This window comes from Wolbachia endosymbiont of Drosophila simulans wHa (assembly GCF_000376605.1).
In the GTDB taxonomy this organism is placed as follows: Bacteria; Pseudomonadota; Alphaproteobacteria; order Rickettsiales; family Anaplasmataceae; genus Wolbachia; species Wolbachia pipientis.
Genome location: NC_021089.1, coordinates 507,141 through 518,779 on the forward strand (window position 1 = coordinate 507,141; position 11,639 = coordinate 518,779).

At 35.1% G+C, this 11,639-nt stretch carries 15 protein-coding genes and 1 tRNA gene; 6 read left to right on the forward strand and 10 right to left on the reverse strand.

What is annotated here, in order from left to right:
- The first annotated feature begins 3 nt into the window (after positions 1 to 3).
- Together coaD and WHA_RS02240 are read left to right on the forward strand one after the other, a co-directional pair.
- Positions 4 to 510: a pantetheine-phosphate adenylyltransferase gene (gene coaD / locus WHA_RS02235; protein WP_015589048.1), complete on the forward strand. Its 507-nt coding sequence runs from the start codon at positions 4 to 6 to the stop codon at positions 508 to 510.
- Between the two features lie 68 nt (positions 511 to 578).
- Positions 579 to 770 carry a zinc-finger domain-containing protein gene (locus WHA_RS02240; RefSeq protein WP_006279326.1) on the forward strand — a complete coding sequence of 64 codons (192 nt, stop codon included), beginning with the start codon at positions 579 to 581 and terminating at the stop codon, positions 768 to 770.
- A 16-nt stretch (positions 771 to 786) separates the two neighbouring features.
- On the opposite strand, the gene WHA_RS02245 is transcribed toward WHA_RS02240, so the two are convergent.
- Genes WHA_RS02245 through rpsB form a run of 7 tightly spaced genes read right to left on the reverse strand, consistent with a single transcriptional unit; the run spans position 787 to position 5,382 of the window.
- Positions 787 to 1,413, reverse strand: a complete 627-nt coding sequence (locus WHA_RS02245; RefSeq protein WP_015589049.1) for a phosphatidate cytidylyltransferase — start codon at positions 1,411 to 1,413, stop codon at positions 787 to 789.
- Positions 1,403 to 2,098: a polyprenyl diphosphate synthase gene (gene uppS / locus WHA_RS02250; protein ID WP_015589050.1), complete on the reverse strand. Its 696-nt coding sequence runs from the start codon at positions 2,096 to 2,098 to the stop codon at positions 1,403 to 1,405. Before uppS ends, WHA_RS02245 begins: the two co-directional genes overlap by 11 nt.
- 6 nt (positions 2,099 to 2,104) lie before the next feature.
- On the reverse strand, positions 2,105 to 2,368 hold the full coding sequence (locus WHA_RS07355) for a hypothetical protein (protein WP_039964055.1): 264 nt from the start codon (positions 2,366 to 2,368) through the stop codon (positions 2,105 to 2,107).
- 5 nt (positions 2,369 to 2,373) lie between these two features.
- Entirely contained in the window at positions 2,374 to 2,931 is a 558-nt protein-coding gene (frr, locus tag WHA_RS02255; RefSeq protein WP_015589051.1) for a ribosome recycling factor, read from the reverse strand.
- A 7-nt stretch (positions 2,932 to 2,938) separates the two neighbouring features.
- Positions 2,939 to 3,682, reverse strand: coding sequence for a UMP kinase (gene pyrH, locus WHA_RS02260; RefSeq protein ID WP_015589052.1), 744 nt, complete (start codon positions 3,680 to 3,682; stop codon positions 2,939 to 2,941).
- A 10-nt stretch (positions 3,683 to 3,692) separates the two neighbouring features.
- Complete coding sequence (gene tsf, locus WHA_RS02265; RefSeq protein WP_015589053.1) at positions 3,693 to 4,553, reverse strand: translation elongation factor Ts; 861 nt, start codon at positions 4,551 to 4,553, stop codon at positions 3,693 to 3,695.
- On the reverse strand, positions 4,534 to 5,382 hold the full coding sequence (gene rpsB / locus WHA_RS02270; protein ID WP_015589054.1) for a 30S ribosomal protein S2: 849 nt from the start codon (positions 5,380 to 5,382) through the stop codon (positions 4,534 to 4,536). Before rpsB ends, tsf begins: the two co-directional genes overlap by 20 nt.
- 191 nt (positions 5,383 to 5,573) lie before the next feature.
- On the opposite strand from rpsB, the gene WHA_RS02275 reads away from it, so the two are divergent.
- From WHA_RS02275 to WHA_RS02290, 4 genes are all read left to right on the forward strand, one after another.
- Positions 5,574 to 5,650: transfer RNA gene (locus tag WHA_RS02275), tRNA-Asp, on the forward strand.
- A gap of 129 nt (positions 5,651 to 5,779) precedes the next feature.
- Complete coding sequence (yajC, locus tag WHA_RS02280; RefSeq protein ID WP_015589055.1) at positions 5,780 to 6,151, forward strand: preprotein translocase subunit YajC; 372 nt, start codon at positions 5,780 to 5,782, stop codon at positions 6,149 to 6,151.
- 80 nt (positions 6,152 to 6,231) lie between these two features.
- A complete protein-coding gene (glmS, locus tag WHA_RS02285; protein WP_015589056.1) occupies positions 6,232 to 8,043 on the forward strand; it encodes a glutamine--fructose-6-phosphate transaminase (isomerizing) in 1,812 nt (603 codons plus the stop codon).
- 306 nt (positions 8,044 to 8,349) lie between these two features.
- Positions 8,350 to 9,282, forward strand: a complete 933-nt coding sequence (locus WHA_RS02290; protein WP_015589057.1) for an Rpn family recombination-promoting nuclease/putative transposase — start codon at positions 8,350 to 8,352, stop codon at positions 9,280 to 9,282.
- Positions 9,283 to 9,396: 114 nt separating this feature from the next.
- Here WHA_RS02290 and WHA_RS06325 read toward each other — a convergent pair whose 3' ends face one another.
- From WHA_RS06325 to hemC, 3 genes are all read right to left on the reverse strand, one after another.
- Positions 9,397 to 9,588 (reverse strand): hypothetical protein, encoded by a 192-nt coding sequence (locus tag WHA_RS06325; protein ID WP_070356842.1) that lies wholly within the window; start codon positions 9,586 to 9,588, stop codon positions 9,397 to 9,399.
- A 96-nt stretch (positions 9,589 to 9,684) separates the two neighbouring features.
- Positions 9,685 to 10,572, reverse strand: coding sequence for a UDP-N-acetylmuramate dehydrogenase (murB, locus tag WHA_RS02295; RefSeq protein WP_015589058.1), 888 nt, complete (start codon positions 10,570 to 10,572; stop codon positions 9,685 to 9,687).
- Entirely contained in the window at positions 10,563 to 11,441 is an 879-nt protein-coding gene (hemC, locus tag WHA_RS02300; RefSeq protein ID WP_015589059.1) for a hydroxymethylbilane synthase, read from the reverse strand. The genes murB and hemC overlap by 10 nt, the downstream gene beginning before the upstream one ends.
- Positions 11,442 to 11,639 lie beyond the last annotated feature (198 nt).

Sequence of the window (11,639 nt, forward strand, 5' to 3'; positions counted from 1 at the left end):
AGGATGAACATTAATGACAAAATAGGAATCTACCCTGGCACATTTGACCCTATAACTTTTGGGCATATTGACATAATCAAAAGAGCGTGTAAACTAGTCGATAAATTAATAATAGGAGTTGCAGAAAACGTTAATAAGCATACTGCCTTTGACACAAAGCTACGCACAAGCATGGCTGAAAATGAAATCAAAGGACTAGGAATTGATGCAGATGTTATATCTTTTAATGGGTTGCTAGTGAAGTTTGCCAAAGAGCAGAATGCTTCTGTTATTATTAGGGGATTAAGAGCAGTATCGGATTTTGATTACGAGTTTCAAATGAGCTGGGTAAATTATAAACTTCTTCCTGAAATCGAAACCATATTTCTTCCTGCTTCTGAAGATACTCAATTTATCTCATCAAGTTTTGTAAAGGAAATAGCAAGATTAGGAGAAGATGTTAGCAAATTTGTATCAAAAGGCGTTCAAAACGAATTGATTAACCTGAATAGGATAAAAAATGGAGAATAGTGCTTGTTGTTTTTTATTTCTGAATGGGTATATTCAATATATAAAATGTTATAAGCTAAAGGAGCAGCATGTCAAAAGTGAGGGTTAATAATAGAAAAGTTTGTTGTCATGGTGATGAGAATGATGAGGGTTCTGGCCATCCATTAATATATTTAGATATGGGAGAAGAAGAGGAAATAGCCTGCCCTTATTGTGAAAAGACGTTTGTCCATGACTGCACTGTAGAAGCGGTTGGGGAGCTGACTAGGGATGAACTCTAATGGCACTTCTGCAGACTTAGCTTATGTAAATAGCAATAAGAGGGGCAGTAAAAATGAAACTGTCCATACGGTCGAGCACTCCCCCATGGCCAGGTATCATATTTCCACTATCTTTAACACCGTAAGCTCTTTTAACAAGCGACTCAGTGAAATCGCCAAGTTGCGCTAGAATAGCAATTGCAAGGCCAATGATTGGAGAATAAAAAATTGAAAATAGACCAAAAAATATTGATCCAAAAATTGTGCACACTACTCCAGCTAAAATCGCACCAAGAAGTCCTGTCCAAGTTTTTCCAGGGCTAAGAATTGGGCAAATTTTAGCTCCACCAAAATTCTTACCAAATAGGTAGGCAGTAACGTCAATTCCCCAAATGGTTAAGACGAACCATACTAATGCGTATTTTCCCTGTGGTAGATTATATAAATATATTAATGAGGCGCTTGGTAGTGCAATCAATAATAATGCAAAAACGTATAAAATTTTATTTCCTTGGGTTAGATTATACCATTCAAAAGAAGATAAAACTGCTATTGAAAAAATCAATAGGTAAAACGATAAATCACTAAAATATGTAGCAAAGGAAAATATGAATAATATTACTATTGAGGACAACATTCTAATTATAAAATTATTATCTACCATATTTTTTCTCTCTTTTTGTATAATCTTCTAATGCTTTACTCAAATCTTGACAAGAAAAATCAGGCCATAAAGTATCACAAAAATACAATTCAGCATAAGCTGCTTGCCATAATAAAAAGTTGCTTAACCTTTTTTCGCCGCCAGTGCGAATTAATAAATCCAATTTTGGCAAATCTTTAGTATACAGAAATTTTTCAAATTCCTCTTCTGATACATAAGCAATATTTTCTTTTATAATATTGCTTATAGCTTGTGTAATTTCTTGCTTTGCTCCGTAACTGACTGCCACAGTGAGTAATAAACCATCGTTCTTATGTGTCATTTCTTCTGCTTTTTTAATTTGATCCAATATTTTACTGGATAACAGACTTAAATTGCCAATAAAATTCAACTTAATGTTACAGTTGCAAATGAAATTGACTTTATCTTCATTAGTTAAAACGGAGTAAAATAAATCAAATAGACAGTCAGTTTCGTTTTTGGGTCTAAGCCAATTCTCCATAGAGAATGCATACAAAGTTAAGTAGGGTATGGTTAGGTCCGTACAATACTTGGCAATATCGTATGCAACTTCACTGCCCTTTTTATAACCATCAATTTTTACCTTTCCTTGATTGTTCGCCCATCTACCATTACCATCCATAATAATTGCTAAATGTTTCGGTAAAGATTCTTGATTCAACATTTAAATTTAACCTAATTTTGACTTGAGTGAAATTTTTTGGATTTCAATGGACACCTGGAAGGTGTCAGCTACTTGCATGACAGGAAGAGAGTTACTGTAGTGACACCAATAGTTGATACTTGAATGCAAAATTGGTGTCATCCCAGTGCTCCGACACTGGGATCCAGGAAATTTGATTTCAAACAAGTGCATCAGATAGTTGTATAGTAAAGACTGGATTCCAGTGTCAAGCACTGGAATGACATCATTTGCTATGTAAGCTTTCTCCATATCATTTAGTGATTCAGTATATCCTTTTCTTTGATGGACAATTCACCATCAATTTTTTTTATATTATTATCAGTAATATTTTGTATTTCCTTTTTAGCACCATGAAAATCATCTTCTGAGATTTCTTTATTTTCCTTCATTTTTTCTATTTCTTCCATAATATCTCTACGTATATTTCTAATGGCAATCCGTGCATTTTCAGCAAACTGATGCAATAATTTCACTAATTTTTCACGGGTTTCTTGTGTTAAGTCCGGAAGAGCTATACGTATGGTATTGCCCTCAACAACAGGATTTAAATTCAAGTTGGCATTTAATATAGCATTTTTCACTTCACCGACAACATTAATATCCCAAATTTTAATTGATAGAGTTTTGTTATCTATAACCGAAACACCTGCAACCTGATTTAACTTTTGATGTCCACCATAGATATTTACAACTATACCATCAAGCAACGATGCGCTAGCTCTACCAGTGCGTACGCCTTTAATATCATCATGAAAGGACTGAATAGTTTTTAGCATTCTTTCTTTTGTTTTAGCTTTTATTTCATTTAACATAAATTACCTAATGTTTACAATCTGAAACTATAGTATAAGTACCTTGACCCTTAATAATATTGACTATTTTTTCTCCCTTCAAAGAAAAAACTATAATTGGAATAGAATTCTCACGAGCAAGTGAAATTGCTGATGCATCCATAACTTTTAAATCACGAGTCAATAAATCCGTGTAAGAAAGCCTATCATACATTACAGCATCCTCATTTTTTTTCGGATCAGCGGAGTATACACCATTTACTTGCGTACCCTTTAGAATAACATCACAATTCATTTCAACAGCACGTAAGGCTGCAGCTGTATCTGTAGTAAAAAATGGGTTGCCTGTGCCTGCTGCAAAAATTACCACTCTACCTTTTTCTAAATGACGAATAGCTTTCCTTCTTATGTAAGGTTCACATACAGTGGCCATGGGTATTGCAGATAATACCCTAGAAGCTATTAAATTTTTTTCTAAAAAGTTTTGTAAAATTAAAGCATTGATTATAGTTGCAAGCATTCCAATATAATCACTACTTGCTCTTTCACAGCCACTTAAAGACGCAGATGTGCCACGAAAGATATTACCACCACCAACAACAATACATACCTGAACTCCAAGCCTGTTAATATCAGCTATATCTTTGCATAATTGGCTTATTATTCCCATATCATAGCCAAAAGACTGTGACCCCATTAAAGCTTCACCAGAGATTTTAAATAACACTCTGGAATATTTTATTTCGCTTTTTTCATTTGTTGAGGGAAACATTTTTTACCATTTAGTTTGCACCACCCAAAACAAGTAACTTGTAATTAGATAATTTAATAGCACTCACCTCGCTTGACTTTATAAAATCAGAAACTTTCATTTTATCATCCTTTATGAACTTTTGTTCTAGTAAAACAACTTCTTCATAGTACTTAGCCATTCGTCCATCTACTATTTTTTTTGCTACTTCTTCAGGTTTATTTAAGCCCCTCACTTGCTCTTCAATTATAGAACGTTCATTTTTCAACTTCATTTGATCTAAATCATCTATAGACAAAGCTTCAGGCTTCATAGCAACTACATGCATAGCTATTTGTTTCCCAATCTCTTGTAGCTTCGCCTTATCACCAGATGATTGCAATGCAATTAAAGCACCAATCTTACCTAAGCCACACACATCACCATGTACGTAGCCAGCAATAACTCCATCCTTAGCTTCTAAGTAACAAAGCTTGCTTAACTCTAGCTTCTCACCAAGAACTGACGTACCATTCATAATAGCTTCCTGCACTGTGCCAATGCTTTCATACTTGGCATTTTTTAACTCATCAACGCTAGTACAGCGTTCTTGATGAGCAATTGATGCTAAATTTGAAACTAACTCTATAAATTTCTCATTCCTTGCAACAAAATCTGTTTCGCAATTGAGTTCAACCAATGCACCATAATTTTCAGTCAAACACATAACAACGAGTCCATCTGAAGCTACTCTATCAGATTTTTTGTCAGCTTTAGCAAGACCTATTGTACGTAACTTATCAACGGCTTTCTTAATGTCACCATCACATTCTTCTAATGCTTTTTTACAGTCACTTAAGCCAAGCCCTGTTCTATCACGTAATTCTCTTATATCATCTGGATTCATCTTCATTTGTTACTACCTCCCTTTCTTCTTCTTTGTAAACTTTACTACGTCTCTTTTTAGTTTGCACAATACCGTCTTCTTTTTCTTGAATAAACTCATCACCCCTTATATCATCAATCTTAACTCCAGATTTTGCTAGACTAGACTCTATTCCAGCTAATATAGAGTCGGTAGCTAATTTACAATAGAGCTCTATTGATTTTCTTGAGTCATCATTTCCAGGTATTAGATAAGTAATACCATCTGGATCAGAATTAGTATCAAGTATTGCAACTATTGGAATTCCTAACTTCTTAGCCTCCTTAACCGCTATATGCTCTTTATTAGTATCAATGATGAATAAGATATCAGGAATTGCTCCCATTTCTCTAATACCGCCAAGCGCCTTATCAAGCTTTTGCTTTTTCTTTTCAATGTTTCCCAATTCTTTCTTTGTTAAAATGCTATCCTCGTCATTTAATATTTTCTCATATTGCATCAAGGTTTTTATCGAAGAAGAAACAGTGCCCCAATTAGTAAGCATACCACCAAGCCAACGATGATTCACATAATATTGACCACAACGAATCGCTTCACTTGCAATAATATCAAAAGCTTGAAACTTTGTACCAACAAATAGAATGCGACCACCTTGAAATGCAACGTCATATAAAGCCTTCATGGCCACCTGTAGCAATGGTAATGTTTTTCGCAAGTCAATTATATGTATACGATTTTCTTGATGTACCCCATATATATATGGAGCCATTTTTGCGTTCCAGCGACTAATTTTGTGACCAAAATGTACACCAGATTCAGCTAAATCACGCACAGTGACTTTAGGCAAATTTGTCATATATCATTCCTCCAAATAGTTTATCTTCCATGGCATAACCCTAATGGGACTACTTGTACAAGCCATGTGTGAAATTAAATTATTTACATAGTAATAGAAAAGACAGCAAAGCGCAAACAAAAAATATTGACAAAGGGCAACATGTTTATTAGCTTTAAAGTTGAAGCCCGAAAACGCTAAAAAGAAATTAGGGGGGTGTAGCTCAGTTGGTTAGAGCGCATGCCTGTCACGCATGAGGTCGTGAGTTCAAGTCTCATCACTCCCGCCATATTAGTTTTAGCATAACTTAGAATTCGCAACCGATATTGAGAAATGCTTCCACCAAACTTGACATGGCATGGTATTGTAATTAATACTTAAATAGGTTTGTTTTTATCATTAACAATTAGGATTAAATATGCTCATTTCTGAAGTTTTTGCAGCAGATGCAACTAGCAATACATCAAGTATCGGCGCATCTTTTGCTAGTTTTACTCCATTGATTTTAATATTTGTGGTATTTTATTTTCTCATTATTCGCCCACAACAAAAAAAACTAAAAGAACATAGAAAGATGATAGATCAAATAAAACGTGGTGATACAGTCATTACTTCTGGTGGAATAATAGGTGAAGTTAATAAAGTTGATGAGGCAAATGCACAATTTATAATAGAAATAGCACCAAAAGTTGAGATAAAAGTTCTAAAGTCCGCTATATCTGAGGTTTTAAGCAAAGAAACTCAAAAAGTAGCAGCTAAACCAATTAAAAAGGTAAAATCGAAAGAATGATAAAAAGAATATAAATCAACCAGTAATAAAGGCAAAAATGCTTAACATGTTTAGAAAAAAGTTTGTTTGGTGATCCATTTGTGTGCGGAATATTTGGTGTAGTAAGTAGCGGTGATTCAGTAATACCAACCTTACTAACTGGGTTACAAAAATTGGAATATAGGGGATATGATTCCTCAGGTATAGCAATCATAAATAACGAAGGTAAGATAGAAGTCAAAAAATCAGAAGGTAAAGTCGAAAGGTTATGTGAAGTTGTTGATGACAGCAAGATGTCTCACAGTACAGTTGGTATAGCACATACTCGCTGGGCTACACATGGAGTTCCAGGCCTTAAAAATGCTCATCCCATTCGTACAAATAATGTTGTTGTTGCTCATAACGGCATAATTGAGAATTACAATCTGCTAAAAAAGGGTCTAGAAGAAAGGGGAATGCCATTCCATACTGACACTGACACAGAGATCATACCAAACATGCTAACCTTATATCTTGATGAAGGATTGTCGCCAGTTGATTCTCTATTTAAGTGTTTAAACAACCTACACGGCTCATTTGCCTTGGTCTTATTATTTACAGAATATCCAGACGCCTTATTTGTTGCGAAGAGAAATTTGCCTTTAGCAATAGGCTATAACTGTAACACAGTGTTTGCTGCATCTGACTCTAATGCTTTAAGTGCATTTGTGGAAAAAATATCGCATTTGGAAGATGATGACATTGCAGTGATAAAATCTAGTGGAGTTAGTATATACAACAATGGTACACAAGTTAAACGCAGTATAGAAAATAGTAGTCCAAGTGATTTTCTAATTAGCAAAAATGGTTACCCTAGCTTCATGTTAAAAGAGATTTTTGAGCAACCTTGTGCATTAAACAAAACAATAAACCAATTTTACAAGCAATATAAAGAGGTCAACAAAAAATTATTCTCTGAACTGAATCACATTACTATAGTTGGATGCGGGTCATCTTATTTTGCTGGGCTAATAGCAAAGTATTGGCTGGAAAATGTCGCTCAAGTTCGAGTATATCTAGAAATCTCATCAGAATTTAGGTATAGCAACGTCAAGCTGGAAGAAGGCAGCATTGGGTTATTTATCTCTCAATCTGGCGAAACTGCAGATACCATAGAAGCGCTGCGTTATGCGAAATCACAGAAGCAAACAATCATAAGTATAACTAATACATTTAGCAGCAGCATTGAAAAGATCTCAGATATTGTGTTACATACTCTTGCTGGGCCAGAAATTGGTGTTGCTTCAACAAAAACCTTTTCTGCGCAACTTGCAACTTTAGCATGCTTTGCCGTGGAGCTTGGAAAAATAAAAGGTATACTGGGTGGAGAGAGAATAAAACAGCTAAGCAGTGCTATCAATTCTATTCCCGAGTATGTTGAGCACGTTTTGAATGTGATGAAAATACAACATATATCGGGCAGTATATTAGAACACAATAACGTTATTTTAATCGGCAGAGGAAGTTCATACGGAGTTGCAATGGAAGGCGCATTGAAAATAAAAGAGCTTTCATATATCAATACAACTGGTATTGCAGCGGGAGAAATGAAGCATGGTTCTATTGCTTTAATAGACTCTACTGTGCTTGTTATAGCAATTATCCCTTATGATGATTTATTCTTTAAAACGCTATCTAATATACAAGAGATTATTGCAAGAAAAGGCAAAGTAATTGCCTTCAGTGATAAACAAGGAGCGCCATTCCTAAGGGGAGTTTGCGCAGATGTGGTGCAACTTCCAGACACTGATAATTTTATCTCTCCAATCATCTACAGTGTTGCTATGCAATTCCTTGCTTACTTTACTGCAGCAAAAAAAGGGTTAGATGCAGATTGTCCAAGAAATTTAGCTAAGTCTGTCACGGTTGAGTAGTCCATTTAAAGTTAAAGCTAAACTTCTAATAAGGTAACCAGACTGCATTCTGTGATTTTTAGCAAAACACGATACACAATCGTCATTCCGCTACTAGTTAGCGGAATCTATGCCGAGATACCGCGGCGGTATGACGGTTCGCGGTGGTATGACGGTTAAGTAATTCGTCATCCCGCTGCTTGTTAGCGGGATCTAGAGATACCGCGGCGGTATGACGGTTCGCGGCGGCATAGCTATCTTCAAAAATATGGTTGAATAATTGTTAATAATAGTGTATAATTATTAATATTTTTAAGCACTTTGGCTATGGCTTTATCTAAGTTTCTCGACCCTAAGCTGGATTTGACCTTCAAAAAAATATTTGGCACTGAAAAAAATAAGAATATTCTCATACATTTTTTGAATGATATTTTAGGGTTTACTGAGATAAATACTATACAAGAAGTGGAATTCCTCAGTACTATAATGGATCCTGAAATTGCATCTGATAAACAAAGTATAGTTGATGTTCTTTGCAGGGATTCTAGTGGGGCCAGGTATGTGATTGAAATGCAGCTTACTCGCGATAAAGGCTTCGAAAAACGAGCTCAACTATATGCTGCTAAGGCTTACTCAAGGCAAGCTGATAAATCTGGTAAGTACATTGATTTAAAGAAGGTTTTCTTTATTGCTATCTCTAATTGTAATTTATTTCCTGATAAGCTTGATTATATATCCAGCCACACTATAAGAGATGAGAAAACCAATGAGCATGACTTAAAAGATTTTCAATTTGTATTTATTGAACTACCTAAATTTCCTAAGAATAAGGAAGAACAGCTAGAAAGCATAGTGGATCGTTGGTTATTTTTCTTCAAATATGCAGATGAAACTACGGAAGAAGACTTAAGGAAAATAGCAGAAAAAGCACCAATAATAAAGTTAGCCTACGATGAATTAGACAGGTTTAGCTGGAATGAAAAAGATTTAGTAGCTTATGAAGAAAGAATAATGGATCTACGGAAAGAAGAAGCCATTCTTGAATACAGACTTGACCTTGCTACTGAAAAAGGCATCCAAATTGGCGAAGAAAGAGGCATCAAAATCGGTAAAGAGGAAGGGAAAATTGAAGGAAAAATCGAAGGAAAAATCGAAGTCGCAAAAGCAATGCTGGCTAACAATGTTGATGTCAACACTATTGTCAAATTTACTGGCCTTTCTATTAGTGAGATTGAAGAATTAAGTGTGAACGGTTACTAATTAAGAACTTTAATTATCAATCATAAATCACTGAATTTCGCTAGTAAATTTGTTGCCATTGTCCATATTGCACAATTGTATATAAGATATAGTATAACAATAGTGTCCGTTCAGCTAATACCAATTCCCACTGCACAATAAACGGATAGATAACAATGGAAAAAAAGCCATACTATTGCCTTTCTTTCTCACTCCACAATTAAATAACTCTACAATATCGCTTATTTGATTCACTAATAATGAGAATTGGTATAACTTTGCTATTTTTCTCTCTAGATTCTTGCAAAGTTCTACAAGATTAACCACATTACCTCACGGTTTCTCTATGATTATTTTTTTAGATTACTTGTTTACCTTATTTGCCGTTCTCCTGAACGAATATACATAAGCTATAAAAACTATCTAATAGCTACCCAAAACCCTTATTTCCCACTCAAGTTCAACATTAAATTTATCCTTTACTGCATCTTTTACTTTGTTGCCAAGGTTTTCCAAGTCAGATGCAGTTGCATTATCGTAATTGAGCAAGAAGTTACAATGTTTCTTAGAGATTCTAGCTCCACCAATATTTAACCCTAGGCAGCCAGATTTATCAATTAACTCCCATGCTCGGTAGTTTTTTGGATTTTTGAATATGCACCCAGCAGTTTTTCCTCTTATTGGCTGGCTTTTATTTTTCCTCTCAATAACTTCCTTTAACCTTTGCAGTATAAGCTCATACTCTGAGTTTATTCCTTTAAACTCAGCTTCAACAAAAATCCAATTTCCTTTTAGGCTATGTCCACGGTAAAAATACCCCATTTCTTCGCTGGAGAACTCATATAGGTTTCCATCCTCTAGATTCACTGCTTTTATGGATTGTACAACACTTGCGATATCACTACCATATGCACCTGCATTCATTTCTATTCCGCCACCAACTGTTCCTGGAATTCCAACTAGAAACTCCAACCCACTAATCTGCTGATTTCCCGCAAAGTGAGCAAGGTTGCTGAGCAGCACAGCTCCCCCAGCTACAATAGAGTTGTTACCCTTACTTTTAATATATGTAAACTCCTTACCTAATTTTACTGTTATTCCTCGAATGCCACTATCTCGCACTATTATGTTGGATGTTGCACCAATAACGCTAACTGGCAGTTCAGTATTTTTAATCAAGTATGTTAAATCTTCAATATCACATGGTTTAAATAATACATCAGCTCGTCCACCAACATTTAACCACGTCGCTTTAGACATTAAGACATCATAACGATAGATTCCACGTACTTTAGGTAAGCTTATAAGCATTTTGATTTCAACTCTAATCCTGCATCCATACCCATTTTCTCCGCATCTTCTATAAATGAAGTGCGCTCAGTGAAGTATATATTTTTTCCACTTGCTAACATACAACGAAGGTGTAGCATATTTTCGCTCACATATTCAGCCAAAGCTGCAAGTGGTGTAAAACATGAACCATTCACTGTCTTCATAAAACTGCGCTCTGATTTCACTCCTATAAAAGACATATTATTATTAATTTTCTCTAAAAGATTGATAATTTTTACATCATTCCTTCTACATTGAATACAAACCGCCCCCTGCCCCACTGCACTTAACATAACTTTTGGTGGCAATACCTCTGTAATCAAGTGATGTTTTTCTAATCTTATGAGTCCTGCTTCAGCTAGAATTATTCCATCAAAACTTTGATTTTGCAATCTGGTTGTTACATTTCCACGTAGCGGTACTATATTTAAATCTGGTCTAACATTTAATAACTGAACTTTTCTTCTTATTGAAGAAGTGGCAATAGTAGCCTGCTGTGGCAAAGACTCAAGGCTATTGTGTTTATGAGAAATAAACGCATCGCATGAACTTAGCCTTTCTAAAACACAAGGAATTGTTAAACCCCCTGAGAAAAACGCAGGCATATCTTTTAGCGAATGAACTGCCATGTCTATATTATTTTCGAGCAATTCAGTCTCAATTTCTTTAATGAATAATCCTTTGCCTCCTATTTCAGCAAGATTTGCGTTTGCATACTTATCTCCAGAAGTTTTTATTTTAACAATTTCAATAGATAAGTTAGGAAAAGAATCCAGCAACTTTTGTTTTGCTTCCAAAGCCTGGGCAACTGCAAGCTTGCTTCCTCTGGTACCTATTTTGACTGGCATGTGTACGACTGTTTGAATACCAAACCTTAACCTAATTAATTATTTAAACACTTTGGTAGCGTGTATCGCATGAACCTCGGTTACCCTCTCTCTGATGTCATTCAAGTACTTGGATCCAGTTTATATGAGCCTTTGCATTTATTGTACTTTAACTTAAAACCAAAAGCAACTTTGACTTTACAAAATAATAGCCTTTTA